This window comes from Erwinia sp. OLFS4, from assembly GCF_002752165.1.
GTDB lineage: Bacteria > Pseudomonadota > Gammaproteobacteria > Enterobacterales > Enterobacteriaceae > Izhakiella.
Window position 1 is genome coordinate 1 of the sequence record NZ_MOMB01000057.1, and the last position, 25,598, is coordinate 25,598.

General features: G+C 53.7%; 24 protein-coding genes, 3 pseudogenes and 1 other annotated feature. Of the genes and pseudogenes, 11 read left to right on the forward strand and 16 right to left on the reverse strand.

Annotation, left to right across the window (positions count from 1 at the left end; all coding sequences use genetic code 11):
* A partial coding sequence (locus tag BL249_RS14320) for an IS1 family transposase (RefSeq protein WP_342633895.1) occupies window positions 1-131 on the reverse strand: 131 nt, incomplete at its 3' end.
* A gap of 56 nt (window positions 132-187) precedes the next feature.
* On the opposite strand from BL249_RS14320, the pseudogene BL249_RS14325 reads away from it, so the two are divergent.
* The 8 genes and pseudogenes from BL249_RS14325 to gndA form a co-directional block, all read left to right on the forward strand.
* Window positions 188-799: pseudogene (locus tag BL249_RS14325) on the forward strand (glycosyltransferase); the annotation flags it as partial.
* Between the two features lie 82 nt (window positions 800-881).
* Window positions 882-3,104 (forward strand): annotated as a pseudogene (locus BL249_RS14330) (phage tailspike protein).
* A gap of 120 nt (window positions 3,105-3,224) precedes the next feature.
* A complete protein-coding gene (locus tag BL249_RS19025) occupies window positions 3,225-3,395 on the forward strand; it encodes a hypothetical protein (RefSeq protein WP_158233088.1) in 171 nt (56 codons plus the stop codon).
* Entirely contained in the window at window positions 3,392-4,615 is a 1,224-nt protein-coding gene (locus BL249_RS14340; RefSeq protein WP_099705506.1) for a glycosyltransferase, read from the forward strand. Before BL249_RS19025 ends, BL249_RS14340 begins: the two co-directional genes overlap by 4 nt.
* Window positions 4,612-5,955: pseudogene (locus tag BL249_RS14345) on the forward strand (oligosaccharide flippase family protein). The gene BL249_RS14340 and the pseudogene BL249_RS14345 overlap by 4 nt, the downstream one beginning before the upstream one ends.
* Window positions 5,956-6,293: 338 nt before the next feature.
* Complete coding sequence (galF, locus tag BL249_RS14350; protein WP_099705507.1) at window positions 6,294-7,196, forward strand: UTP--glucose-1-phosphate uridylyltransferase GalF; 903 nt, start codon at window positions 6,294-6,296, stop codon at window positions 7,194-7,196.
* 41 nt (window positions 7,197-7,237) lie between these two features.
* Entirely contained in the window at window positions 7,238-8,251 is a 1,014-nt protein-coding gene (gene galE / locus BL249_RS14355; protein ID WP_099705508.1) for a UDP-glucose 4-epimerase GalE, read from the forward strand.
* A gap of 455 nt (window positions 8,252-8,706) precedes the next feature.
* Complete coding sequence (gndA, locus tag BL249_RS14360; RefSeq protein WP_099705509.1) at window positions 8,707-10,113, forward strand: NADP-dependent phosphogluconate dehydrogenase; 1,407 nt, start codon at window positions 8,707-8,709, stop codon at window positions 10,111-10,113.
* Between the two features lie 97 nt (window positions 10,114-10,210).
* On the opposite strand, the gene BL249_RS14365 is transcribed toward gndA, so the two are convergent.
* The 10 genes from BL249_RS14365 to hisL all read right to left on the reverse strand — a co-directional run bounded on the left by BL249_RS14365 (window position 10,211) and on the right by hisL (window position 17,765).
* The gene (locus BL249_RS14365) at window positions 10,211-10,450 is read right to left on the reverse strand and encodes a YbaK/EbsC family protein (protein WP_241898894.1); all 240 of its coding nucleotides are present in this window, start codon (window positions 10,448-10,450) and stop codon (window positions 10,211-10,213) included.
* Between the two features lie 32 nt (window positions 10,451-10,482).
* Window positions 10,483-11,094: a bifunctional phosphoribosyl-AMP cyclohydrolase/phosphoribosyl-ATP diphosphatase HisIE gene (hisIE, locus tag BL249_RS14370; protein ID WP_099705511.1), complete on the reverse strand. Its 612-nt coding sequence runs from the start codon at window positions 11,092-11,094 to the stop codon at window positions 10,483-10,485.
* Window positions 11,088-11,864 (reverse strand): imidazole glycerol phosphate synthase subunit HisF, encoded by a 777-nt coding sequence (hisF, locus tag BL249_RS14375; protein ID WP_099705512.1) that lies wholly within the window; start codon window positions 11,862-11,864, stop codon window positions 11,088-11,090. The genes hisIE and hisF overlap by 7 nt, the downstream gene beginning before the upstream one ends.
* Window positions 11,846-12,583, reverse strand: coding sequence for a 1-(5-phosphoribosyl)-5-[(5-phosphoribosylamino)methylideneamino]imidazole-4-carboxamide isomerase (gene hisA, locus BL249_RS14380; protein WP_099705513.1), 738 nt, complete (start codon window positions 12,581-12,583; stop codon window positions 11,846-11,848). Before hisA ends, hisF begins: the two co-directional genes overlap by 19 nt.
* Before the next feature lie 3 nt (window positions 12,584-12,586).
* Window positions 12,587-13,177: an imidazole glycerol phosphate synthase subunit HisH gene (gene hisH / locus BL249_RS14385; RefSeq protein WP_099705514.1), complete on the reverse strand. Its 591-nt coding sequence runs from the start codon at window positions 13,175-13,177 to the stop codon at window positions 12,587-12,589.
* Window positions 13,177-14,244 carry a bifunctional histidinol-phosphatase/imidazoleglycerol-phosphate dehydratase HisB gene (gene hisB, locus BL249_RS14390; protein WP_099705515.1) on the reverse strand — a complete coding sequence of 356 codons (1,068 nt, stop codon included), beginning with the start codon at window positions 14,242-14,244 and terminating at the stop codon, window positions 13,177-13,179. Before hisB ends, hisH begins: the two co-directional genes overlap by 1 nt.
* The gene (gene hisC, locus BL249_RS14395; protein WP_099705516.1) at window positions 14,241-15,332 is read right to left on the reverse strand and encodes a histidinol-phosphate transaminase; all 1,092 of its coding nucleotides are present in this window, start codon (window positions 15,330-15,332) and stop codon (window positions 14,241-14,243) included. Before hisC ends, hisB begins: the two co-directional genes overlap by 4 nt.
* Entirely contained in the window at window positions 15,329-16,636 is a 1,308-nt protein-coding gene (gene hisD / locus BL249_RS14400) for a histidinol dehydrogenase (protein WP_099705517.1), read from the reverse strand. Before hisD ends, hisC begins: the two co-directional genes overlap by 4 nt.
* 5 nt (window positions 16,637-16,641) lie before the next feature.
* A complete protein-coding gene (gene hisG / locus BL249_RS14405; RefSeq protein WP_099705518.1) occupies window positions 16,642-17,541 on the reverse strand; it encodes an ATP phosphoribosyltransferase in 900 nt (299 codons plus the stop codon).
* A 79-nt stretch (window positions 17,542-17,620) separates the two neighbouring features.
* Window positions 17,621-17,742 (reverse strand) — a sequence feature (His leader region).
* Window positions 17,718-17,765, reverse strand: a complete 48-nt coding sequence (gene hisL / locus BL249_RS18800; RefSeq protein ID WP_100396937.1) for a his operon leader peptide — start codon at window positions 17,763-17,765, stop codon at window positions 17,718-17,720. (Overlaps the previous feature by 25 nt.)
* 170 nt (window positions 17,766-17,935) lie before the next feature.
* On the opposite strand from hisL, the gene BL249_RS14410 reads away from it, so the two are divergent.
* Entirely contained in the window at window positions 17,936-18,757 is an 822-nt protein-coding gene (locus BL249_RS14410; protein WP_099705519.1) for an SDR family oxidoreductase, read from the forward strand.
* Between the two features lie 16 nt (window positions 18,758-18,773).
* Here BL249_RS14410 and BL249_RS14415 read toward each other — a convergent pair whose 3' ends face one another.
* The 5 genes from BL249_RS14415 to puuD form a co-directional block, all read right to left on the reverse strand.
* Window positions 18,774-19,184 carry a GtrA family protein gene (locus BL249_RS14415; RefSeq protein WP_099705552.1) on the reverse strand — a complete coding sequence of 137 codons (411 nt, stop codon included), beginning with the start codon at window positions 19,182-19,184 and terminating at the stop codon, window positions 18,774-18,776.
* 98 nt (window positions 19,185-19,282) lie between these two features.
* A complete protein-coding gene (locus BL249_RS14420; RefSeq protein ID WP_099705520.1) occupies window positions 19,283-19,771 on the reverse strand; it encodes a DinB family protein in 489 nt (162 codons plus the stop codon).
* Window positions 19,772-19,938: 167 nt separating this feature from the next.
* The gene (locus BL249_RS14425; protein WP_099705521.1) at window positions 19,939-21,216 is read right to left on the reverse strand and encodes an NAD(P)/FAD-dependent oxidoreductase; all 1,278 of its coding nucleotides are present in this window, start codon (window positions 21,214-21,216) and stop codon (window positions 19,939-19,941) included.
* A gap of 29 nt (window positions 21,217-21,245) precedes the next feature.
* Complete coding sequence (gene puuR, locus BL249_RS14430) at window positions 21,246-21,803, reverse strand: HTH-type transcriptional regulator PuuR (RefSeq protein ID WP_099705522.1); 558 nt, start codon at window positions 21,801-21,803, stop codon at window positions 21,246-21,248.
* Window positions 21,800-22,564 (reverse strand): gamma-glutamyl-gamma-aminobutyrate hydrolase, encoded by a 765-nt coding sequence (puuD, locus tag BL249_RS14435; RefSeq protein WP_099705523.1) that lies wholly within the window; start codon window positions 22,562-22,564, stop codon window positions 21,800-21,802. The genes puuR and puuD overlap by 4 nt, the downstream gene beginning before the upstream one ends.
* A 212-nt stretch (window positions 22,565-22,776) precedes the next feature.
* On the opposite strand from puuD, the gene BL249_RS14440 reads away from it, so the two are divergent.
* Window positions 22,777-24,192, forward strand: coding sequence for a glutamine synthetase family protein (locus BL249_RS14440; protein WP_099705524.1), 1,416 nt, complete (start codon window positions 22,777-22,779; stop codon window positions 24,190-24,192).
* Window positions 24,193-24,238: 46 nt separating this feature from the next.
* A complete protein-coding gene (gabT, locus tag BL249_RS14445; protein ID WP_099705525.1) occupies window positions 24,239-25,537 on the forward strand; it encodes a 4-aminobutyrate--2-oxoglutarate transaminase in 1,299 nt (432 codons plus the stop codon).
* Window positions 25,538-25,598 lie beyond the last annotated feature (61 nt).

A 25,598-nucleotide genomic window follows, 5' to 3' on the forward strand; every position in this document is an offset into this window, starting at 1 on the left:
TAAGCGTAAGTGAGTTGAAACACGCGGTGGCAGTCACGGCAGCGAAATCTGTCATAGCCTTTAGGGTTCTGACCATGGCGGTAAACCTGAACAGACTGACAACGGGGACAATGAACGTTAACGCTGGCCATAAGAGAACCTCAAAAGCCCGCATTATACATCAGATTCAACCAATTAGAGGCATCACCAAGACCATCAGGTATTCAGTCGCTGGAAAATAAACAGTCTGACCATTCCCAACCCGATCGTCTTTAAAAATTATCCGCGTAACCAGCGTCGCTATCAGGCGCTGGCGGTATGCAGGCTGGATAACCAGAAAGGGTTCGATTTACTGCTCGATATCTGGCAGCAGTTTGTTAAAGACAATCCGGCATGGACGCTGGTGATTGCTGGCGATGGCGAGCAGCGCGAGGCGTTAACCGCTCAGGCGCAGGCGTTGAAAATCCGCGATAGCGTCCGCTTTGTCGGTAAAGTGTCCAATATTGACGATTACTACCGTGACAGTGACATGGTGCTAATGACTTCGCGCTATGAAGGTCTGCCGCTGGTGTTACTGGAAGCAAAATCATGGTCGCTTCCGGTGGTTGCCTATGATTGCCCCACCGGACCACAGGAAATTATTAATCCAGGCCTGGACGGTTTTCTGGTTGCCATGAATGATAAAGCGGAGTTTGTTGCCAGAATGAACCAGCTTGCCCGCGACGACCAACTGTTTTATGCCATGTGTGAAAAGACCCGCTCCACCTCGCTGAAGTTTGATGGTGAGGTGATTAAACAAAGCTGGCTGTCACTGGTTTAACGCCGACTGACAGACTCTTCCGGCAGTGCCTCTGGTCCACTCATTCACGCCCTGCGGGGCTTAATCAAACAGGATAGCCTGAATGAAAAGAAGAGAACTTCTGCAAACGGCACTGACTTCTGTGATTGCAACGCTTTCGCTCAGCGCCTATGCCAGTGACGCAAAGGGCGCTAACTCGTCGCTGTCGTTAAGGCGCGTGCCAGACGGTAGCCTGCCTAAGGAAGAGGTGCCGATTCTGACACCAGAAAATCTGTATACCATGCCGCCACAGTTCTGGAAGAATTTTGAAGGCAAACTGTATATTGGTAAGGCTGGAAGCGATCCGACGAAAGCGGAAAACTGGATTAACGTTTATCTGCGTACCCGCAGCGGTAAGCTTTCGCAAATTCAGCAGCCGATTACCCTAAACCAGACCAGCTTCAGTCAGTTTATTGATGATGATGCTGCGTTGCTGGCGGCAGCGTCGCATGCCATGGCGGTGGTGGATAATCAGGGTAAAACGCTGTTTAACATTGCCGATGTCACCCGACCGGATGCCGGACAGTTTGGCGCCAGGCTGGCTGAACCGACCGGTTATCAGTTGATTGGAGAAATACCCTCAATAGACGCCCTGCGTCACACCCGACCGCTGTTTGAGGGTGCCAAAATCAAGCTGAAGAGCTGGCATGACGGCATGGAGGTTGGCGGCGGTGAGTTTATTGGTAGCCTGTCGCCCGCCAGCGATGACGGCGGGGTAATTATCTCCTCCGGCGCCGATTTTCACTGGCGGCGGGTGGTTGAAGATTTTAACCGTCTTACGCTGTTCGATTTTGGTGCTATTGCGGATGGTAAAACCAACGCGGCGCCGGCAGTCAGGGCGATGTATGCCTGGTCTAAGTCGGCCGATGAAGAGATCTGTATTCAGTTTCCCGCCGGCACCTTCTTTCTCAGCGCAATTAATTTCGCCAGCGAGCCAACGCGTTTCTTCCGGGTGTCGGGTGCGATGGTGAATTTTGGTTACTTTCCGGCAACCACCCTCCTTTCTGATGGCAGCGACGATTTTATTTTTAACGTCAATGCCCGCTGGGTGGAAATCAGTAATCTGCAGATCAACGGCCAGACCGATAAAAACGCAAATAGCCAGGGATTCTTTAATAACCAATGTCCGGCAGGCCAGTTTTTCCGCGGCGCCTGCCTGCGTTTCATCAACATTGGTGGCACGGCACTAAGCCTGATGGACACGCTGGATTGTAAGATTGACCAGTGGTAGGCCACGCACTGTAGCGGCGATGTGATTAAATCGGTCTGGTCTGATACTAAGCAGGGTAAATGGGATCATAGTACCGCCATCGAGCTGTCGAATTTTAATGCACAATATTGTACCGGTGGCAAAGTGCTTAATTTACCGCGCTGCGGCCAGTCAATTATTCATAACGGCTGGATTGAGCATTGTGATTATCCCGGAGATATTTCTAATGGTCAGTGGATTGTGGACGCCCTGAGTATTGAAACTTGTAAAAATCCGCTTATTGCCCACAGTTCGCGGCTGAATATGCGTCAGACAAACCTGCAGGCAGGCAGCTGGATAGACAACAGCCGGGATGAAAAACATCAGCTGCTCAGTCCATGGGAGCAGGGCTCGACCCGGGTTGAATCTTATGGCATCGCGCTTGATGGCAGTATGAAATACAATTTTCTCACCGCACGTTTTCGGCTGATCAATAATAGCAACCAGACCAGCTGGTATCAGCTGGGCAATATCTGGACGCCGGAGGTCGGTGACTGCTGGGAAATAGAAGTTTTTGGCCAGTCAGGTTATGCCAATGGCAGTGATAAAAACGCACTGAAAAACGTGATGGCGAACAGTACCACCGGCGGTAAAGCCATCATCAGCCTGCAGCGCAAGGTGCATAAATTTGAAGGCAGCTGGCATGCTGAAGGCAGCTGTCCGGTTGAAGATGTGGTCATTGTTACGCCCCATGACAGCGACTGCCAGGTATTTATCCGCCTGGCCGGCTGGGTGCCGGTGGCCGGCATTCTGATGACCACCAATGCCAAAGATCGCTTTGTTGCCGGTCGATGCGCGCGCTTTGACAGCCGGATGGAAAAAGCCAGTCCGCCTTCTGACGGACGCCCGTTGCCACAACGTTTTGCGCTGCATAACGGTAAAGCTGGCATTGGTGCTAATGAAGACGGTGATTTGCTGCTGGCGTCAAGGTTATTGAAAGCGGAGCAGGTAGAGACCACAAGGCCCATCGGCTTTATTTCAATGGTGATTAACGGCCAGAGCTGTGCCGTACCCTATTTTGCGATTAAATCATCGTAATTCTGCGCTGTTGCGCCGGGCGACGCAATGCGCTATCGCCCGGCTTATCTCTATTCTGATGGCTGAAACGATTCGGAGAGGTGGCGGGGCCGCCTGCAGCCACCATGCTGAACGCCAGTGATGGCAGAAAAAAGTTGCGTGCTGATGATCGTCGTTGGCATGACAGCCCATGTTCATTGTTTTGTGGCCGGTTATTTCCCGTTGGCAGCCAGTGTTTATTGCGCTGCTGGCGTCGGCCATACGATGATAAAATTAATAATGCGCTTGCTAATTTATCCGGGTGATTTATGAAGTTGACCTTTTTTACCATGCGGTTTCCGGTGTTCTCAGAGACCTTTGTGCTGAATCAGGTAACGCATTTTATTGATAGCGGTTATGACGTGGAAATCATCTCGGTTTTTCCCGGCGATTTGGTCCACCGTCATGGCGCCTTTGACCGTTACAACCTGGCAGAAAAAACCCATTACCTGCTGCCGGAAGAGAAGTTATCCCATGGTGATAAGCTGCGCCAGCGGCTTGGCATTGTGTTGCCGGCATTATGGCGTGCTTCGCTGCTTAAATCCCTGAATATTGCCCGCTACGGCGCGCAATCCAGCAAGCTGTTGTTGCCGGCTATCGTGGCGCGCACGCGTCAGCCTTACACAGCGGATCTGTTTCTGGTGCATTTTGGCTATGCCGGCGCGCTGGCTAACAAGCTGCGTGAACTGGGTATTCTGCGCGGTAAACAGGCAACGGTGTTCCACGGTGCCGATATCTCCCGGCGACATATTCTTAATGAGCACAAGCAGGATTATCTGAGGCTGTTTAGTCAGTCTGAACTGATGCTGCCAATCAGCCACCTGTGGGAAAATAAGCTGATTGAACTGGGCTGTCCGCCGGAAAAAATTGTCGTTACCCGCATGGGAATTGAGCCCGAAAAATTCAGTTTTCATGCGCGCGATAGTCTGCACAGCCCGTTACGTATTCTGTCGGTGGCGCGGCTGACCGAAAAAAAAGGACTTGATGTGGCAATCAAAGCCTGCCGCCGGCTGAAAGCGATGGGCGCCGCGTTTGAATACACCATTATCGGTAATGGCGAACTGGCGCAAAAGCTGGAGGCACTGATCGCCAGTGAAGGGCTGAGCGATTGCGTGACACTGCTGGGCTTTAAACCCCAGGAGGAGATTAAACGTTATCTGGATGAGGCAGATATTTTTCTGCTGCCCTCACTGACGGCGAAGGATGGGGATATGGAAGGTATTCCTGTGGCCCTGATGGAGGCAATGGCGGTCGGTTTGCCGGTGGTCTCCAGCGATCACAGTGGTATCCCCGAACTGATTGAAAATAACCGTTCTGGCTGGCTGGCAGCTGAAGGCGATGACCAGTCACTGGCGAATATTCTGTTCAGCCTGGCAAAAGGTGAACATGATATTGCTCCGGTAGTGCAGGCGGCACGTGAAAAGGTGGAAACCGAATTTAATCAGCATGTTGCTTATCGCGAGCTGGCGCGGGTGCTGGAACAGGTTGGGTGAACCGACTACGGGTACAGGCGATATGGTTATTCTCCGCGAGCTGTTTTGCTGCCCTGTTGCAGGTGATTCAGCTCGCGGTACTGGCGCGCCGGCTGGATAGTTATTAGCTGGGGGTTATGGCGCTGGTCAATGCGATTCTGGCATTAGCATCGGTCTTACAGGATATCGGAATGGGCGGCTATCTTGTTCACCGCCAGACCCTTAGCGCACGTGAACAAAGCACCCTGTACTGGATTAATGTCGTTTGCAGCCTGCTAATGGGTCTCGGGCTGATAATACTGGCCTGGCCGATCGCCTGGTTCTATCAGATCGACGATCTTGCAGGGCTGGTCGCGCTGACCAGCCTCAATTTTTTGTTACTCGGCCATCTTTCTCAATATCAGGCGCACTATGTTAAAGAGCAGCGCATGGTGGCACTGGCAAAAATTGAGATCGTCAGTAAATTGCTGGCGTTCGTGGCTACTCTCGCCATGCTCTATCTGACCAGGCTGCAGGTTTCTGCCCTCATTCTTGGTTTGTTTATTAACGCACTGAGCCGCCTCCTTTTGATGGTCTGCTTTGGCGAACGCCACTGGCGACCTGGCTGGCAGTTTGACCGGCATACGGCCGTGGATGCGTTGCGCTACGGGGTGTTTCAGCTGGGTTCGCAGAGCGTTATTCAGCTGCGAACCCAGGCAGATTCGCTGATCGTCGGCAAATTACTGGGTGCTGATACGGTGGGGGTATATTCGCTGGTCAGAGAGCTGGTTTTGCAACCCCTTAAACTGCTTTTACCGGTAATGAATCGTCTGCTGCTGCCACTTTTTGCCCGCCATCAGCAGCAGCGCGACCAGATGCAGTGGCTTTTTTTACGCAGCACCTTTGTGATTAGTCTGGTCAGTAGCGGGCTGTATCTGGCTATCGGCCTATTTTCACCGCTGATAGCCCGCATACTGTATGGCAGCGCCCACCAACAGGTCTATCAGCTGGTACCGCTCATGCTGCTTTTTGCTATGCTGCGCCCGATAAGTGGCTTAACCGGCATCATTGCACAGGCAAATGGCCTGACGCATCTGGATTTTTACTGGAATCTCATTGCCAGCCTGGTGATGATTAGCCTGCTTTCCAGCCTGTGGTTTTATCCGGATATCCGTTATGTTGCCCTGATGCTATCGCTTTCTCAGCTGCTACTGTCAGTGATTGTCCATCCTGTCTTTATTCGACCGGTCACCGGAATTACCTTTTTGCGCTATGCGCGGCAGTGGCTGCTGGTCACGCTGCTATTTATACTCCTTGTCTTTGTTATCGATCATAATCAGCTGTATTTGCTGCCAGCATGGTTTTTTCACCCGGATACATGAGCCGCGGCGGTTGGTTTTTTCAGCGGAAAACCGACGACAGGCCACAGCTTTTGCCTGTATCGCCCATAAAAAGCGTGTTTCGGCCAGCCGGCAATCCGTTACTATGGCAGCCGTTGATGAAAAGTGAACGGTGCTTAAACCGTAGTAAAACCGGCACAAGCCGTGCGCGACACTCATCGCCAGCCGCAGGAATCTGGCCTGTTGCAGGGAGTTTTGACAGGATTCACGCCCGATGAGATGTGATCCAGCGCTAATTTTTCGGATTAAGATTATGATACGTAATCCATTCCATATTGCATAATCGATGGACTATTTTCATTCATTCAGATGGGAAAGATATGACCACTCTTAAAGCAGTTATCCCGGTTGCGGGCCTCGGTATGCACATGCTTCCGGCAACAAAAGCGATCCCGAAAGAAATGCTGCCCATCGTGGATAAACCGATGATTCAGTACATAGTGGATGAAATTGTCGCCGCCGGTATTAAGGAAATTGTACTGGTAACCCATGCCTCTAAAAATGCGGTTGAAAACCACTTTGATACCTCTTATGAGCTGGAAGCATTGCTGGAGCAGCGGGTTAAACGGCAACTGCTGAGCGAAGTACAATCAATCTGTCCTCCCGGCGTGACTATTATGAACGTGCGTCAGCCGCAGCCGCTGGGATTAGGACATTCCATTTTGTGCGCGCGTCCGATGCTGCGCGATCAACCGTTTGTGGTCGTTTTACCCGATGTGGTGCTTGATGGCGCTACCGCCGATCCGCTGCGTTACAACCTGGCGGCGATGATCGCCCGCTATGAAGAAACTGGTCGCAGCCAGGTGCTGGCCTCACGTTACCCTGATATCGATCTGAGTGAATATTCGGTGATCACCACTAAAGAAGCGCTGGAAGTCGAAGGTCAGGTAAGTCGTATTGTCGATTATGTTGAAAAACCGGAGCACCCGGAATCTTATCATTCTGATCTGACCGCGGTCGGCCGTTACGTACTTTCTGCCGATATCTGGCCTGAGCTGGAGAAAACCGAACCTGGCGCCTGGGACCGTATCCAGCTGACGGATGCGATTGCGGCCCTGAATGCCCGCCAGCCGGTTGAAGCGCATCTGATGACCGGAAAAAGCTTCGACTGTGGACGTAAGCTCGGCTATATGCAGGCGTTCGTCACTTATGGTCTGCGCAATCATAGTCAGGGCCGGGCGTTCCGCGAAGAGATTAAAAAGACCCTGGCAAAAAGCCATTGATTCTGGCCATCGCTCAATAACATCAGGTTAAAGGAGATAAAATGGCGATTCTGGTTACCGGGGGCGCAGGTTACATTGGCTCTCATACCGTGCTGGCGTTGTTACAGCGTGGCGATGACGTCGTGGTGCTGGATAATCTTTACAATGCATCACGTGAAGCGCTCAGACGGGTTGAAAAACTCGCGGATAAAAAAGTAGATTTTGTTGAAGGTGATGTGCTCGATCGGGCATGTCTGCGCGATCTGTTCGCCCGTTATGATATCAGTGCCGTTATTCATTTTGCCGCGCTGAAAGCGGTAGGGGAATCGACGCGGCTGCCGCTGGAGTACTATCAGAATAACGTAGCCGGCACGCTGGTACTGCTGGAAGAGATGCGTAACGCGGGCGTCTGGAATTTTATTTTCAGTTCTTCGGCAACCGTTTATGGTGCAGATGCGCCGGTGCCTTATGTGGAAAGCATGCCAATTGGTGGCACTACCAGTCCGTATGGCACCTCGAAGTTTATGATTGAACTGATTATGCGTGATTTCGCAGCGGCAGAGGACAGGTTTAAGGCAATTGCGCTGCGCTATTTTAATCCGGTTGGTGCCCATGAATCCGGTGAAATTGGCGAAGATCCAACCGGTATACCCAATAACCTGCTGCCTTATATTGCCCAGGTGGCGATTGGCAGGCTGGATAAACTGGGGGTTTTTGGTGGCGATTATGCTACCCCGGACGGTACCTGTCAGCGTGATTACATCCACGTGGTTGACTTAGCAGAAGGGCACCTCAAGGCGCTGGACCACCTGAATAAAATTGAAGGCTATAAAGCCTACAATCTGGGGGGCGGTAAGGGGTTCTCGGTGCTGGAGATGATTCACGCTTTTGAAAAAGCGTCAGGAAAAACGATTCCTTTTGAGATTAAACCGCGTCGTGCCGGCGATTTGCCCGCATTCTGGGCGGATGCATCACTGGCCAATAAAGAGCTGGACTGGCGGGTGACCCGGGGGATTGATGAAATGATGCGCGATACCTGGAAGTGGCAGTCACAGAATCCGCAAGGCTTCCGTTAAGCCACTGTCATTGTTAAAGCCTGCTGTTGCCAGCAGGCTTTTTTGTCACTGGATTTCTGCGATATATTCTGTCTGTTTGCGGGCAGTCATGCGGCAAATCTGTGTTTAGCGGCGGGCAGAATAAACGCAGATTACTGGTTTTAAACACGGCATAAACTTGTCTGATGTATCCGGTTAATGGCGGCGATTGCCGATAGCTATTTTTGTAATAGCTTGCGATCATTCAACGGCTTCCGCTTAAGTGACGTTTGTGATGAATGCCCGCTGGCGTGCTGAGCCGATACAACAAGATATGGCTGAATAGACGCGGTCTTGTCTGGTGGTGAATCGACCAAAACGACGGATTGTGCGCACCAATAACTACCTCTTGATAAGCCAGCTGAGTTAGCATACCTTTTACTTATTCATGAGATGTTACAGGTAACATCTTAGAAACCTTCAGACAGGAGTATGTAATGTCCAAGCAGCAGATTGGCGTTGTGGGTATGGCAGTGATGGGGCGTAACCTGGCCCTGAACATTGAAAGCCGCGGCTATACTGTGTCTATCTTTAACCGCTCGCGGGAAAAAACAGAAGAAGTGATGGCAGAAAACCCGGGCAAGAAGCTGGCACCTTACTACAGTATTGAAGAGTTTGTTGATTCACTGGAAAAACCCCGCCGTATTCTTCTGATGGTGCAGGCCGGTGAGGCCACTGATAAGACCATTGCTTCGCTGACGCCGCATCTGGACAAAGGTGATATTCTGATTGACGGTGGTAACACCTTCTATAAAGACACTATCCGTCGTAACAAAGAGCTGTCTGACCAGGGCTTTAATTTTATTGGCACCGGCGTTTCCGGTGGTGAAGAGGGCGCGCTGAAAGGGCCATCCATCATGCCAGGCGGCCAGAAAGAAGCCTATCAGCTGGTGGCCCCGATTCTGGATAAAATTGCGGCACGCGCTGAAGGTGAAGCCTGCGTTACCTATATTGGTCCGGACGGTGCCGGCCACTACGTTAAGATGGTCCACAATGGCATTGAATACGGTGATATGCAGCTGATTGCTGAAGCCTACTCGCTGCTGAAAGGGGCGCTGGGCTTAAATAATGAAGAATTAGCCAAAACATTCAGTGAATGGAATCAGGGTGAGTTAAGCAGCTATCTCATTGATATTACCAAAGATATCTTCACTAAAAAAGACTCGCAGGGGCACTACCTGGTTGATGTGATTCTCGATGAAGCGGCAAATAAAGGTACCGGAAAATGGACCAGCCAGAGTTCGCTGGATCTGGGCGAGCCGCTGTCTTTGATCACCGAATCGGTTTTTGCACGCTATCTGTCTTCGCTGAAGTCGCAGCGTGTGGCGGCGTCAAAAGTGCTGAGCGGCCCGGAAGCGAAGCCGTTTAGCGGCGACAAAGCTGGCTTTATTGAAAAGGTTCGTCGCGCGCTTTATCTGGGTAAAATCGTGTCTTACGCCCAGGGTTTTTCGCAGCTGCGTGCGGCGTCAACCGAATATAACTGGAATCTGAACTACGGCGAAATTGCTAAAATTTTCCGGGCTGGCTGTATTATTCGCGCCCAGTTCCTGCAGAAAATTACCGATGCCTACGCCGATAATGCCGATATTGCTAACCTGCTGCTGGCGCCATACTTCAAAAATATTGCCGATGAATATCAGCAGGCGCTGCGCGACGTGGTGGCTTATGCGGTGCAAAACGGTATCCCGACCCCGACTTTCTCCGCGGCGATTGCTTATTATGATAGTTATCGTGCAGCGGTACTGCCGGCGAACCTGATTCAGGCACAGCGTGACTATTTTGGCGCTCACACCTATAAGCGCATTGATAAAGAAGGTGTGTTCCACACCGAGTGGCTGGATTAATCTTCAGCTGCTGGCGAAAAAGGCTTCCTGCGGGAAGCCTTTTTTTTGCTTTAAACCAGACTGCAAGCGGGGTTCCGGCAGGGACTTGCCGGCCGGCTTACGCCGGGTCGCTGGTTTTGATGATCTCTATTTCACCGGGGCTGGCGATACGCAGGTAGTCGCTGGCATCCAGCAGCAGCGAGCAGGTCAGGCTTGCGGCATTGCAGGCAATTTCCCGGTTACGCTGGCACAGCGTCGGGTCAACAATCAGCCTCAGTTGCGGGTGAAAGCTAAAGGGGGGAAGGGTGCCAGGCGTACAGCCAGTCAGTTGCCTTATTTCGGCCGGGCTGGTAGCCACGAAAACAGAGCGGACCGCCAGCCTGACAGGACTTATTTATGCCTTTCCCTGAGGGTATTGATCACACGGCTCAGATTGAGATCCTGATCCTGCAGCAGCACCAGAAGGTGATAGATCAGGTCTGAGGCTTCGTTAACCAGCTCTTCACGGTTGTGCACGGTGGCGGCCAGCGCCGTTTCTACGCCTTCCTCTCCGACTTTCTGCGCAATGCGTTTTGTGCCGCTGGCATACAGGCGGGCGGTGTAGGAACTGGCGGCATCGGCGTGTTTGCGTTCTGCCAGCAATTGTTCAAGCTGATAAAGGAAATCCCAGTCGCTGGCGGCGGGAGCAAAGCAGCTGGTGGTACCACGATGACAGGTAGGGCCTGCCGGATTGACCAGCAGCAGCAGCGTATCATTATCGCAGTCTGGTGTGATGCTGACGACCTTGAGAAAATGACCGGAGGTTTCGCCTTTAGTCCATAAACGCTGTTTGCTCCGTGACCAGAAAGTGACCTGACCACATTGCAGCGTTTGCTGCAACGCTTGCTGATTCATATAGCCATGCATCAGAACCGCACCGGAAACGGCATGCTGCACGATAGCGGGCATCATGCCGGCAGTTTTATCCCAGTCCAGCGCTGCCAGTTGTTGTTCAGTTAGCACCTGCGAATCTCCACCTGCTGTTCGGCGAGGTAACTTTTCAGCTCGCCGATATTAATAATTTGTTTATGAAACACCGAGGCTGCCAGCGCACCGTCAACTTCCGCTTCGCGAAAGGCTTGCAGAAAATGCGCCATGGTACCGGCTCCACCGGAAGCAATCAGCGGCACCTGACATACCTCGCGCACGCGCTTGAGCTGGGGCAAATCGTAGCCGTTGCGTACGCCGTCCTGGTTCATCATATTCAGGACAATTTCTCCGGCACCGCGCTGCTGTACTTCTTTAACCCAGTCGAGGGTTTGCCAGTGAGTGACGCGGGTACGCTTTTCATCACCGGTATACTGATTAACCTGGTAACTGTCGCTGTGACTGTCGTACCAGCTATCAATACCGACGACAATACACTGCACACCAAAACGATCCGCAAGGCGGGTTATCAGCGTCGGATCCGCCAGCGCCGGGGAATTGAGCGAGATTTTGTCAGCGCCGAAAGAGAGGATGTGTGCAGCATCCTGTTCGCTTTTAATGCCGCCGGCGACACAGAAGGGAATGTCAATCACTTCCGCTACCCGGGCCACCCAGCTTTTATCCACCACCCGGCCATCGGATGATGCGGTGATATCGTAAAATACCAGCTCATCGGCGCCTTCACGGGCATAGCGTTGTGCCAGCGGCACGATATCGCCAATAATCTCGTGATGGCGAAATTGCACGCCTTTTACTACCTGACCATCGCGAACGTCGAGGCAGGGAATTATACGTTTTGCCAGCATGCGATAGCCTCCGAAACGGTAAATTTATTCTCCAGCAGCGCCCGGCCGACAATGACGCCGCGCGCACCGCTGCCGCGTAAGGCCGCAATATCGGCGAGGGAACCGATACCCCCGGATGACTGAAAGGCCACCTGCGGAAAACGTGCGGTGATTTCCTGATAAAGGGCGACATTGGCGCCCTGCAGGGTGCCATCGCGCGATATATCAGTACAAAGTACCTGCTGTAATCCCTCAGCAGCAAACCGCTCGATGACCTGTTCGAGGGTCACGCCGGCCGCTTCCTGCCAGCCGCTGATGGCCACCTCTTTGCGGTTGTTATCATCAATGCGCACATCCAGTGCCAGCACAATATGCTGCCCGCCAAAAGTGGCGAACCAGCGGGCCACTTCGTCGGGATTTTTCACGGCAGTGGAGCCGACAACCACCCGTGCGGCACCGGCATTAAGCAGTGCTTCAACGTCGGCAGCATGGCGAATACCGCCGCCGATCTGTACCGGCACGCTTACGCCAGCCAGCAGCGTTTTTAGCAGCGACAGCTGGCGCCGGGCCGGGTCTTTTGCCCCGGTTAAATCAACCAGATGCAGCATTTCCGCCCCTTGCTGCTGATACGATTGCAGACGCGGAAGCGGATCGTTGCCATAGTCGCGCTGCTGGTGATAATCGCCCTGATGAAGACGGACAACGTTACCTTCAATTAAATCCAGTGCCGGAATGATCATCCGCTACATCTCCAGGAAATTTTTCAGCAGTCGGGCACCCGCCGCGCCGGAACGCTCAGGATGGAATTGCACCCCAAAAAAGTTGTCTTTTTGCACCGCAGCGCTGAACGGGCCGGCATAATCACACTGGGCGATGGTGCAGCTATTCACCGGCATTGCGTAGCTGTGAACAAAATAGAAATAGCTGTCATCACCAATCCCCTGAAACAGGCGATGACCGGCCTGCGGGGTAATTTGATTCCAGCCCATATGCGGCAGCGGCAGGGTTTCGGCCTGCATTCTGACCACCGGCTGATTAATCAGTCCAAGGGTATCAATGCCACCATTTTCTTCACTGCTGACAGCCAGCAGCTGCATGCCCAGGCAGATGCCAAGCACCGGCTGGGTACAGGCTTTAATCAGTCCGGTTAATTCACGTTGCTGCAGCTGTGCCATTGCGGCCTGCGCAGTACCGACGCCGGGCAACAACAGTTTATCGGCCGCCAGCACGACATCGGCCTCGCGGCTGACCACGGGCTGATAACCCAGACGCTGAATGGCCCATCTGACCGAGGAGAGATTGGCACAGCCGGTATCAAGGATCACGACCTGCATTACAGCACTCCTTTTGAGCTTGGCAGTCTGTCACCGCTTACGCGGATAGCCTGGCGTAAAGTGCGCCCGAAGGCTTTAAACAGGCTTTCAACCCGGTGATGATCGTTACGCCCTTTGGTTTTCAGATGCAGAGTGCACATCATGGTGTAAGACAGTGAGCGGAAAAAATGCTCCACCATTTCGGTGCTGAGATCGCCCACTCGCTGATAGTTATATTCCGCTTTATATTCCAGATGCGGCCGGCCGGAGATATCCAGCGCACAGCGTGCCAGGCACTCATCCATCGGTAGCACGAAGCCAAAACGGCGGATGCCACGTTTATTGCCAAGCGCTTTAAGCAGGGCTTCACCCAGTGCCAGACCGGTATCTTCAACCGTGTGATGGTCATCAATGTGTAAATCGCCTTTCGCTTCGATATACATGCGAAAACCACCATGGGTGGCGATTTGATCCAGCATATGGTCAAAAAAGCCGATGCCGGTATTAATTTTGCTATCACCTTCCCGATCGAGCCACACTTCCACCCGGATCTGGGTTTCTTTGGTATTACGCTGCACCAGCGCGTGACGGTCGCGGCGGGTCAGCTGTTGTTCAATAGATTGCCAGCCGACGCCGTTGTGGCCGTAATGTATACCTTTAATACCCATATTAGCGGCTAGCTGCATGTCGGTCGCGCGATCGCCAATAACATAACTATTGTCACTGTCCAGCACGCCTTCGCCTAGCCAGGCGGCGACCAGGCTGGTTTTGGGTTTGCGACAGTCGCAGGCATCTTCCGGCTTATGCGGGCAAATCAGAACCTGTTTGAAATGAATGCCCTGGGAGGTAAATATCTGCATCATCAGCTGATGCGGACCGTCGAAATCAGCCTGCGGGAAGCTGGCGCTGCCCAGGCCATCCTGATTGGTTATCATTACCAGCGAAAACCCTGCTTTCTGTAGGGCCAGCAGCGCCGGAATGACATCAGCCTCCAGGGCCAGCTTATCCATTCGGTCTACCTGAAAATCGTGCGGCGGTTCGCTGATTAAGGTCCCGTCACGATCGATAAATAGTACTTTCTCGCTCATGCTTGCTCCCTGAGATCATCACTGACCGCCAGTGCGTTGAGGGCACTGATGACGCGATCACATTCGTTACTTGTGCCGATACTGACACGCAGACAGCCAGCCAGACCCGGTTGTTTATTCTGATCTCGCAGAATAATGCCTTGATCCCATAACGATTTAAATACATATGCTGAGTGACGGAAACGCGCCAGTATATAGTTGGTTTCACTGTCATAGACGTGTTCAACCCAGTGACTTTGCCGCAGTGCTGTCATCAGGCGCGCGCGATTTTCTTTGATGATCGCTACATGTTCGCGCATCAGCGCCAGCCCGGTTTCGCTCAATGCCTGGGCCGCGACATCGGCAACCGGTGTCGCCAGGGGATAGGGGGCGATGACTTTCAGCAACAGTTCAATCACCGGCGCGTTTGCCAGCACAAACCCACAGCGCAGGCCGGCCAGCGCAAAGGCTTTGGACAATGTACGCAATACCACTAGGTGAGGGTAGCGATCGAGCCAGCCGGCCACTGAGGCTTGTGGACAAAACTCAATGTAGGCTTCGTCGGCAACCACCAGCGCCCTACCGCGGGCCATTTCCAGCAGCTGGCGAATATCATCGGGATTAATCAGATTGCCGGTCGGATTATTCGGGCTGCACAGATAAACCAGTTTGACGCCGCTGAAGCGGGCCTCAATATCAGCCAGGTTGAGCTGCCAGTTGTCCAGCGCCTGAACGGTACGATATTCCACGCCGAGCGTTTCTGCGCTGACACTGTACATTCCATAGGTTGGAGGGCAAAACAGCACCGCGTCCTGTCCCGGTTCACAAAACGTCCGCATCAGGAGTTCGATACCTTCATCGGCACCACGGCAGGTGAGCACCCGATCGCTGCTTAAACCGGCATAGTTAGCGTAGCGTTCAATGACTTGTTTTGGCTGGCATTCCGGATAACGGTTAAGCGTTTGCTGGGTCAGTTCAAAAGGAACCGGCAGCGGGTATTCATTGGCGTTAAGCCAGACGTCACCGTTACCACCCAGCCGCCTGGCGGACTGGTAGGGCGTCAGCGCACGCACATTAGCGCGTGCCAGTTGTTCAATACTCTGACTCATGCCTGCTCCTTCAGTGCGGCGACGCGCAACGTTACGGCATTTTTATGCGCAATTAACTGCTCGGCGGCGGCGAGGGTTTCAATAGTCGGGGCCAGTGACAGAAAACCCTGCGGCGTCAGTTCCTGCACCGTCATCCGTTTCTGGAAGTCCGCCAGACCAAGGCTGGAACAGGTTGCCGTATAGCCATAGGTTGGCAGCACGTGATTGGTGCCGGAAGCGTAATCACCTGCGGATTCCGGTGACCAGTCGCCAAGAAATACCGAGCCGGCGCTGGTAATCCCGGCAACCAGTGAACGTGGCTGACGGGTCTGGATAATCAGATGCTCCGGCCCGTAACGATTACTGATTTCAACACACTGAGCCAGATCCCGCGCCACAATCAGGCGGCTGCTGCTCAGGGCTTTAGCGGCGGTCTCAGCCCGCGGCAGCTGAGAAAGCTGGGCGGTCACGGCGTCGGCAACCTGTTGCGCCAGCGTGACAGAGGGCGTCAGCAGAATAACCTGTGAGTCCGGACCATGTTCAGCCTGAGAGAGCAGGTCTGACGCCACGAAAGCCGGGGTTGCACCCTCATCGGCAATGACCAGTACTTCTGAAGGTCCGGCCGGCATATCAATGGCCGCACCGTCAAGCCGCTGGCTGACCTGACGTTTGGCTTCGGTAACCCAGGCATTACCCGGACCAAAAATTTTATCCACCTTTGGAATGCTTGCTGTGCCGGTTGCCAGCGCGGCAATGGCCTGGGCCCCTCCCACCTGAAAGATCTCCTCTATGCCACAGAGTGAGGCGGCATAAAGAATTTCATCGGCAACCGGTGGTGGGGAACAGAGTACCACCCGGCGGCAGCCGGCAATACGCGCGGGTGTGGCCAGCATCAGCACCGTGGAAAACAACGGCGCAGAGCCGCCGGGAATATACAGCCCGACCGAGTCCAGCGGGCGCGTTAGCTGCTGACAGCGTACCCCAGGCATGGTTTCAATATCGACTGCCGCCAGCTGCTGGGCGCGGTGAAAGGTTTCAATATTGCTAACCGCCACGGCCATGGCCTGTTTGAATTCATCGCTTAATCGGGCGCCCGCCGCCGCTATTTGCGCCTTGCTGACGCGCAAATCCTGCAGGCTGATGTTATCAAACTGCTGACTGTAATCACGCAGTGCGCTATCACCCTGGCTGCGCACGTTTTCTATAATGTCAGCGACGCGCTGGGCGATAGACGCCGAGGCGGAAAAAGCCGGGCGCATCAGTAATTTGGCCTGCTGCGCCGGGCTGCACTGCTGCCAGTCGATCGGGGTAGTAAACTCAGCCATCTTGCTTACTCCATCATTTTTTCTATGGGTAACACCAGTATTGAGCTGGCGCCCAGCGATTTGAGCTTTTCCATGGTTTCCCAGAACAGGGTTTCACTACTGACCATGTGCATCGCGACCCGGCTGCGGTCTCCGGCCAGTGGCAGTACCGTTGGCCGTTCGGCGCCAGGCAGCAGGGCAATAATGTCTTCCAGCCGATCGCCCGGTGCATGCAGCATAATGTATTTTGATTCGCGTGCCTGAATAACTCCCTGAATACGGGTCATTAATTTGTCAATCAGCTGCTGTTTGCTGGCCGGCATCTCACCATCACGCTGGATAAGACAGGCTTTAGAACGGTAGATCACCTCAACTTCGCGTAATCCGTTAGCTTCCAGGGTGGCGCCGGTGGACACCAGGTCACAGATGGCATCGGCAAGGCCGGCGCGCGGCGCCACTTCTACCGATCCGTTTAGCAGGCAGGATTTAAAGCTGATACCTTGTTTGTCGAAGTATTTTTTTAACAGGTGTGGGTAAGAGGTGGCGATACGGGTATTGTTCAGGCACGCTGGCCCGCTGTAGGGGGCATCAACTGGCATTGCCAGCGACAGGCGGCACCCGCCAAAATCGAGACGGCGTAGCGTCAGATAGCGGGGATCTTCTCCCTGAGCATGGCGCGTCAGTAACGCTTCTTCCAGCACATTTTCGCCAATAATCCCCAGGTCCACCACGCCATCCATAACCAGACCGGGGATATCGTCATCACGCACCCTCAGGATGTCAATCGGCATATTTTCAGCAAAGGCGATCAGGCGCTGTTGTTGTAAATTAATTTTGATTCCGCAGCGGGCCAGCAACTCCCGTGAATCGTCGCTCAAACGTCCTGACTTTTGCATAGCGATGCGTAAGCGCGAATTATCTAACATAGAGCCCGTTCCTTTTATCAATGTTAAAACTGGTGATGAAACCATAATGTTGCGTATTGATACCGGTTCATCGGGCCATAAAAAAAGCCCCCGGAAGGCGATCTTCCGGGGGCTTTCATCACGTTCTGCACCACTGGAAGATCCTGAACGTCTTCCAGCACACATCGCCTGAAAGACTAGTCAGGGTGATGGTGATGATGATGGTTAAACTGAACGCGTGTCATAATTTCTCTTTGAATGAATCACTATTCATAAACTGATAAGTAAGCTAACCATAATAGCGCTGCGACGCAACTGTTTTTTGTCAATGTTGAAAGATTCTCTCACCAGCCGGAGATTGCCAGCGCTCTGCGGCTGGCGTAGCCTGAATACTTAACCCGTTTCGGAGGTAGGGATGAAAAGAGTGGCGATTGTGGGGCTGGGATGGCTGGGCATGCCGCTGGCTCTGGCATTACATGCTCGTGGCTGGCAGGTTTGCGGCAGCAAAAGAACGCCGGACGGCGTCGCCGCCGCCCGCATGTGCGGTATTGATAGCTATCGACTGCTGTTGACACCTCGTCTGGAGTGCGAAGCGGATGACCTTGAGGCGTTGCTGCGGGTTGACGCACTGGTGGTAGCGGTGCCAGCCAGCCAGTCGGTTACCGGCGACAATTATCTGCTGGCGATTCAGCAGCTGATAGACAGCGCGCTGGCCTGTGGGGTACCACATATTCTGTTTACCAGTTCCATCTCGGTGTACGGTGATATCAGCGGGCATGTCAACGAACGCTCAGTGCTGCGTCCCACCACTCTGGCGGGCAGGACGCTGGCGGAACTGGAAAACTGGCTGCATGATCTGCCGGGTACCCGGGTGGATATTCTGCGTCTGGCTGGTCTGGTTGGCCCGCAGCGTCATCCCGGGCGTTTTCTGGCGGGTAAACGTGGGCTGGAAAACGGGCATCATGGGGTAAACCTGGTTCATCTGGATGATGTGATTGCCGCTCTGACGCTGCTGCTTGAGCGCGGTAACGGCGGCGTCTGGAATATTTGTGCACCAGAACATCCGGCACGCGGTAACTTTTACCCGGAGGTAACCCGCCAGCTGGGACTGACGCCGCCGGAATTTAATCAGGCGTCCGGTGGCCAGCAGGGGAAAGTGATTGATGGCAGTAAAATATGCCGCCAGCTGGGTTTCCGCTATCAGTATCCCAACCCCAATAATATGCCGTTAAGCTGAGGGGCTTCGCTGTCTATCAGCCCGATTTTCCTGCTTTCCCGTGATAGAGCAGGGCCTTTGACAGGCTGAAATTAAAGAACATGCCTATCAGGCTACCTGCGGCTATTGCCAGCACCGGATAGTGCCGGGTCAGCGGTGAGACGGCGATCAGACCGGAGTAGCAGGCAAGATTAACCGCGCCGCCTACGCACATGATCAGGAAATAAGTGGCAAATTCTTTGTGTTTGCCATGCTGAGACGGGGTGGCTGCAAAGGTCAGCGAGCGGTTAATCAGCCAGGTGGTGATCACCGCGCAGCTAAAAGAAATTAGCCGGGCACCATATAAGCCAGTTAAACCTTTCAGCAGATAAAGCACCAGCGTATCAACCATAAAACCAATCACGCCAGTGATGGCAAATTTAAAGGTTTCAGTAAGTAATTTTTTCATGATATCCATCAGGTTATCGCACGGACAGCGGGGGCATCCTCCCCAGGATTTACCGTACGTGCGGTGTGCTGGCTAAACGGCTGCAGTATGGCCTGGAGTCAGTGGTGGTGATCGCGCAGAAAAACCGTCAGCACGTCTTTCGGCGGCGTTGCGTTACATTCGGAAATCAGCCAGCCAATGGCACCACGGTGGTAAGTTCCATGCAAAAGTACGTGTTCGAGCATGTCACAAGCCGTCATTTCACCGCTAACACCATCGACAAATTTAAAGCGTATCTGCTGGGTAAAGTCATTTTCTTCCATCGTGCTGAGATACCCGATATACCACTGAAAGCAAGCGTGCATCTGCTTTTCCAGGGTCTCCACCGAGGGCGTTTCCGGCGTGTTTAGCGCACTGTAACCATGCGGGGTGCCGCTGAGGTTGGCGCGAAAAATCATATCCACCACATAAATATGGTTCATTAGTCTTAGCATCAGATGGCGTTTTTGCTGATACGCGTCATCATGAATAGCGCTTATGGCGTGCAGGGTGGCGCTATCGGCCCAGTGTTTATAGTTAAATAGTTTGATGAATCTGCTGCGGTCCATTGTCTGGCTGTCCGGTTATCGGATACGGTGGCCGCTATCATACCTGTATCAGGTTAAGCAGCGCTATCTCCGCCTGGTGGTCTGCGGTCGGCAGGCGCTTATGGCCGCCCACCGCAAAGCGGGCGTTTGGCGGTTATTATTATGTACCGCCGCGGTTTTGGCGCGTTTTAGATGCCCAGCCGGTCACGCAGGCTGTACCAGGTCGCTCCGATGGCGGTAAAGGGAATACGCAGGCGATGCCCGCCGGGAAACGGCAGATGTGGCAGTCTGGCAAAGGCATCAAAGCGCTGACGGTTGCCCGCGATTGCCTCGCTCACCAGTTTGCCCGCCAGATGGGTAAAGGTAACGCCATGACCGCTGTCGCCCTGAATAAAATAGACGCCTGGTTCAAACTGACCAAGCTGCGGCATGCGGGATAAGGTCAGCAAAAAATTGCCGCTCCAGGCATAGTCAATGTTGATGCCCTGTAATTGCGGAAAGGTTTTAAGCAGCTTAGGGCGAATTAAAGCCACTACGTCGTCGGGTTCTCTGGCACCATAAATTACGCCGCCGCCAAACAGTAAGCGGTTATCGGCGGTCAGACGAAAATAATCCAGCAGATAATTGCAGTCTTCCACGCAGCGATTGTTGGGCAGCAGCGACAGGGCAAGGTCCGCTGATAATTTTTCGCTCACCACAATTTGCGAGCCGCATGGCATGCTGCGCCGGGTCAGACGCGGTTCCAGCGTTTCGGGCAGATAGGCGTTAGCCGCCCAGATAATATATTTTGCCCGCACACAGCCCTGCGCGGTATAGACCTGCTTTTGCGAGCCATAGTCCACCCGGGTGACGGCGGAATGTTCATAGATGCGGCCGCCGTGATGACGGATTGCTTCCGCTTCACCCAGCGCCAGATTGAGCGGATGAAGGTGGCCACCACGCTTGTCCAGCAATCCGCCAACATAGCGTTCGCTGGCGACCTCGCGGCGTATTCCCTCCTCATCAAGCAGCGCCAGCTGATGATGACCAAAATGTTGCCAGCGCTTTTGTTGCGCGCGCAGATGGGACATCTGACGGGCGTTGAGGGCGGCAAAAATCCCACCCGGCCGGTAATCACAGTCAATGCCATAGTGCTCAATGCGCTGGCGGATAATATCGCCACCTTCAAACATCATGTTACCGATAAGGCGGGCGCTTTCCTGCCCGTAGCGCTGTTCAATAATATCAATATCGCGGCTGAAGGAATTAACCAGCTGGCCGCCGTTGCGCCCGCTGGCACCGAAACCGACCCTGACCGCTTCCAGTACCACCACGTCGAAGCCGGCTTCGCTAAGAAACAGCGCCGAAGACAGGCCGGTAAAGCCGGCACCAATCACACAGACGTCACAGTCGACGGTATCCTGCAATACCGGCCAGTCGGCGTGCTGGTGGGCGGTGGCAGCGTAATAACTCTTTACATGATCCATAAGCAGACTCCCGGGGGACGCGCGGTCAGTTAAAAGGTGGTTGGCGTATGGGCACTGACAATGCGACAGATTTGGGTTGAGGTATTGGTAAAACTGTGGGCCAGACCGGTATTAATGACGTAACTCTGACCCGCATTGAGATGGTAGGTTTGTCCGCCAATGGTAAGGACAATTTCGCCTTCCAGCAGGGTGCCGGTTTCTTCACCTGGGTGACGGATTTTTTCGCCGGTGGTGGCGCCAGGCTCATAGGTTTCCAGCATCATGGCCAGCGTACGTTCAGGATTACCATTATGAATTAAGCGCAGTGATACCCCCTGACTGCCAATATCAATCAGCTCATTTGCATTAATCACAACCCTGGGAGGGGAACTGTCGGCGGGTTCGGCAAAAAACGCCGACAGTGACAGGTCGTATACTTTGAGCAATTTTTGCAGCGTACTGAGCGCCGGACTGACTTTATCCTGTTCGATAGTACTGATGGCGCTGTGTGTCAGGCCGGAAAGCTCTGCTACCCGACGCTGTGATAATCCCCGTTGCTGACGAATTTCCGCCAGACGCCGTCCGGGAGCGAGCGGACGATCGTTCATATTTTTCGTTCCTTCTGGAAGCGCTGGCAGGCCTGGATAAAGCCGCTAAACAGCGCGCGTGAAAGTGCAGAGCTTTCGCTCTGCCATTCCGGATGCCATTGTACTGCCAGCGCAAAGGGATGGTGGGGCAAGCTCACAGCTTCAATCAGACCATCGGCGGCGCGCGCTTCCGTACGCAGCGCCGGTCCTGGCGTGCGGATACCCTGCGAATGCAGGGAGTTGACCCAGAATTTCTCGCAGCCGGGCAGCAGCTGATGCAGTAACCCATGTGGCTCCACCCAGACTTCATGGGCCGGCGCATACTGCTGTTCCAGTGCCAAAGCGCTGTCTTCCCGATGTTCACGCAAACCGTCGATGTCAGACAGGGCACGATGCAGCGTACCGCCAGTTGCAACGACCAGTTCCTGTAAGCCGCGACAAATTGCCATCAGCGGCATCTGCTGGCGGATAACACCCTCGATCAGCGCAAATGCCAGCCGGTCACGTCCGGCATCACTGTCCGCTTCACTGCCGTTTTCACCATAATGATGGGGTTCAATGTTACTGGGACTGCCGGTGAGCAGGATACCGCTAAGAACGGTCATACTGTTTTCTAATAGTTCCGGGCTGGTTGCCAGACCATGCGGCAAGGCAAGAGGAATGCCGCCAGCGGAAAAAATAGCATCCAGATATTTGTTATGAACGCTTTGCACCGGATGACCAGCCAGCTGATTCTGGCACATCACCACGCCGATCAAGGGTTTGTCAAAAATAATGGCCATTGTGCCCCCTGTGCACCTGGAAAATATTTTAAACACTACAGCGCCGTTAACGGCCAGATTGTGCAATTTATTTTCAATCTAGCAATCAATTGGCCGCTATTCAAAGGTGAATGTTACATTTGCAGCCTTTTTATGTTGAGGCTAATGTTAAATGGTGGCAGTTATTTTGAGCATTGCCACACTCCTCTCCAACAGGTTAGCGGCAGGTGTCTATGACCAACATTATCGAAGTTGAAGACTTCGCCAGACAGGGTGAAGAGAAACGAACCAGCGCGTTCCAGCATGAAGTGAACACTTATCTGGAACGCCACCCGCAAACGCAATATGTTGATATTCTGCTCAATGATTTAAACGGTGTTTTTCGCGGTAAGCGCATTCCTGTCAGTAGCCTGAGTAAGCTGGAGAAAGGCTGCTATTTTCCCGCCTCGGTATTTGCCATGGATATTCTCGGTAATACGGTGGAAGAAGCGGGTTTGGGTCAGGTGCTGGGTGAACCTGACAATATCTGTCTCCCTGTTGAAGGCTCTCTTGTCCCCTCTGCCACTGACCCGCAACACCTGGCGCAACTGCTGCTCACTATGCGCAATCAAGATGGCACTCCCTTTGACGTTGAACCCCGGAATGTACTGAATCACCTCTGGCAACAGCTGTGCGAGCAGGGACTTTTTCCGGTGGTAGCGGTAGAGCTGGAGTTCTATCTGGTCGATAAACAGCGGGATGCAGAAGGTTACATTCAGCCGCCTTGTGCCCCAGGCAGTGAAGAGCGCAATATGCAGTGCCAGGTCTATTCGGTCGATAATCTTGATCATTTTGCCGCGGTTTTACAGGATATTGATAACCTGGCAAAACAGCAGGACATCCCGGCGGACGGCGCGCTGGCAGAAGCGTCACCCGGCCAGTTTGAGATTAACTTGCATCATACCCGCGACGTACTGGTTGCCTGCGATCATGCTATTCAACTGAAACGCCTGATTCGTCAGGTGGCAGAGAAACACGGCATGAATGCCACCTTCATGGCCAAACCCTATGAGGAATATGCTGGCAGTGGAATGCATATTCATCTCAGTATGCTGGACGCCAGCGAAACTAACCTGTTTGCCGATGATGACGGTAATGACTCGCCGTTACTGGCCCGTGCGCTGGCCGGTATGCTTGATTTGATGCCGGCCTCCATGGCGCTGCTGGCGCCTAATGTCAATGCATTCCGCCGCTTTGTGCCCGACTCTTTTGTGCCACTACAGGCTTCCTGGGGACATAACAACCGAACCGTTGCATTACGTATTCCATGTGGAGACCGGGCTAATCACCGTGTTGAGTATCGGGTAGCGGGTGCAGATGCCAACCCTTATCTGGTGATGTCTGCCTTGCTGGCCGGTATTCTGCATGGTCTGGCGAATACCTTGCCACTGCCTGCCGGCGTAACCGGCAACGGCCATGAGGCAGAGGGACTGGCGTTACCGGTGCGCCAGAGTGATGCGCTGTGGGAGTTTGAACAGAGCACGCCGCTACAAAAGCTGCTGGGTGAACGTTTCTGTTTTGTCTGGCACGTCTGCAAAAACCACGAACTGATGCATTTCGAACGTTTGATCACCGCAACCGAAATTGACTGGATGCTGAAAAACGCCTGAATAGCGGCCGCTCGGGCGGCCTTTTTATCATTCCCGGAGACGCATTATGAGCCAAACTAACCAATCCTGGCAGCAGCGCCGGGAAGCTGCTGTCACAGCGGGTGTGGGTAACGCATTGCCGGTTTACATCGCCAAAGCCCTTAACGCCGAGTTATGGGATGTGGAGGGCCGGCGCTATATCGATTTTGCTTCCGGCATTGCGGTGGTTAACACCGGACACAACCATCCTAAAGTACTGGCCGCAGTGCGGGCGCAGCTTGAACAATTCACACATCCTTGCTTTCAGGTAACACCCTATCCGGGGTACATCGAACTGGCTGAAAAGCTGAATGCACTGGTTCCCATTCGTGATGCTACCCAGACGCTGCTCATGTCTACCGGCGCTGAAGCGGTGGAAAATGCGGTAAAAGTCGCGCGTATTGCCACCGGTCGCCGGGCGGTCGTGGCATTTCGCGGTGGCTTTCACGGACGTACGCTGCTGGGCATGGCGTTAACCGGCAAAGTTGCCCCCTATAAAAAGGGTTATGGCCCTTTTCCGGCAGAAATATACCATTTGCCTTACCCGGCTGAGTATCTGGGGATTAGCGAGCAGCAGGCGCTGGACGCACTGGATGCGCTATTTGCTGCTGACGTGGCGGCAGAGGAAGTCGCCGCAATTATTATTGAGCCGGTACAGGGAGAAGGGGGATTTTATCCGGCGCCGGCCAGCTTCCTGCATGCACTGCGCGCGGTCTGCGACCGTCATGGTATCGTGCTGATTGCCGATGAAATCCAGAGCGGCTTTTGTCGTACCGGCAAAACCTTCGCCATTGAGCACAGCGGTGTGGAACCGGACATTATCACCATGGCAAAGAGCCTCGCAGGGGGATTTCCGCTTTCGGCGCTAACCGGCCGTCGTGCCCTGATGAACAAAGCGCAACCGGGGGGGCTGGGTGGAACCTATGCCGGCTCTCCGGTCAGTATTGCTGCCGCGCTGGCGGTAATCGATTTGATTGACGAAGAACAGTTAAATCAGCGTGCCTGTCAGCAGGGGGAATGGCTGCGGGCGCGATTAAGTGCGCTGGCCGAAGAGTTTGACTGTATTGGTGATATTCGCGGCCCAGGGGCTATGCTGGCTATTGAGCTGGTGGAGGGGGGTGACCGTGCCAGGCCGGACGCCGCGCTGACCCAGCGGCTGGTAAAAGAAGCCGGGCGTCAGGGGTTAATCCTGCTGGCTTGCGGGGTGCGTGCCAATGTTATCCGCTTTCTGATCCCGCTGACCGCCAGTGAACAAATTATCAATGAAGGTCTCAGCATATTGGCATCCAGCCTGAAAATGGTGCAAAATACCTCCCCGGCAAAATGACACTATAACCGACGCTTATCACGCCGGTTATTTTTTTGCCATTCATACAATCCATAATCAC

Coding starts and splice junctions, on each gene's coding strand:
- galE (WP_099705508.1), top strand. CDS start 7,238: ATGGCGATTCTGGTTACCGGGGGCGCAGGTTACATTGGCTCTCATACC.
- hisC (WP_099705516.1), bottom strand. CDS start 15,332: ATGAGTCAGAGTATTGAACAACTGGCACGCGCTAATGTGCGTGCGCTG.
- hisB (WP_099705515.1), bottom strand. CDS start 14,244: ATGAGCGAGAAAGTACTATTTATCGATCGTGACGGGACCTTAATCAGC.
- BL249_RS14410 (WP_099705519.1), top strand. CDS start 17,936: ATGAAAAGAGTGGCGATTGTGGGGCTGGGATGGCTGGGCATGCCGCTG.
- BL249_RS14415 (WP_099705552.1), bottom strand. CDS start 19,184: ATGAAAAAATTACTTACTGAAACCTTTAAATTTGCCATCACTGGCGTG.
- hisG (WP_099705518.1), bottom strand. CDS start 17,541: ATGTTAGATAATTCGCGCTTACGCATCGCTATGCAAAAGTCAGGACGT.
- BL249_RS14420 (WP_099705520.1), bottom strand. CDS start 19,771: ATGGACCGCAGCAGATTCATCAAACTATTTAACTATAAACACTGGGCC.
- gabT (WP_099705525.1), top strand. CDS start 24,239: ATGAGCCAAACTAACCAATCCTGGCAGCAGCGCCGGGAAGCTGCTGTC.
- hisA (WP_099705513.1), bottom strand. CDS start 12,583: ATGATCATTCCGGCACTGGATTTAATTGAAGGTAACGTTGTCCGTCTT.
- puuR (WP_099705522.1), bottom strand. CDS start 21,803: ATGAACGATCGTCCGCTCGCTCCCGGACGGCGTCTGGCGGAAATTCGT.
- puuD (WP_099705523.1), bottom strand. CDS start 22,564: ATGGCCATTATTTTTGACAAACCCTTGATCGGCGTGGTGATGTGCCAG.
- BL249_RS19025 (WP_158233088.1), top strand. CDS start 3,225: ATGGCAGAAAAAAGTTGCGTGCTGATGATCGTCGTTGGCATGACAGCC.
- BL249_RS14425 (WP_099705521.1), bottom strand. CDS start 21,216: ATGGATCATGTAAAGAGTTATTACGCTGCCACCGCCCACCAGCACGCC.
- BL249_RS14340 (WP_099705506.1), top strand. CDS start 3,392: ATGAAGTTGACCTTTTTTACCATGCGGTTTCCGGTGTTCTCAGAGACC.
- galF (WP_099705507.1), top strand. CDS start 6,294: ATGACCACTCTTAAAGCAGTTATCCCGGTTGCGGGCCTCGGTATGCAC.
- gndA (WP_099705509.1), top strand. CDS start 8,707: ATGTCCAAGCAGCAGATTGGCGTTGTGGGTATGGCAGTGATGGGGCGT.
- hisF (WP_099705512.1), bottom strand. CDS start 11,864: ATGCTGGCAAAACGTATAATTCCCTGCCTCGACGTTCGCGATGGTCAG.
- BL249_RS14440 (WP_099705524.1), top strand. CDS start 22,777: ATGACCAACATTATCGAAGTTGAAGACTTCGCCAGACAGGGTGAAGAG.
- hisD (WP_099705517.1), bottom strand. CDS start 16,636: ATGGCTGAGTTTACTACCCCGATCGACTGGCAGCAGTGCAGCCCGGCG.
- hisH (WP_099705514.1), bottom strand. CDS start 13,177: ATGCAGGTCGTGATCCTTGATACCGGCTGTGCCAATCTCTCCTCGGTC.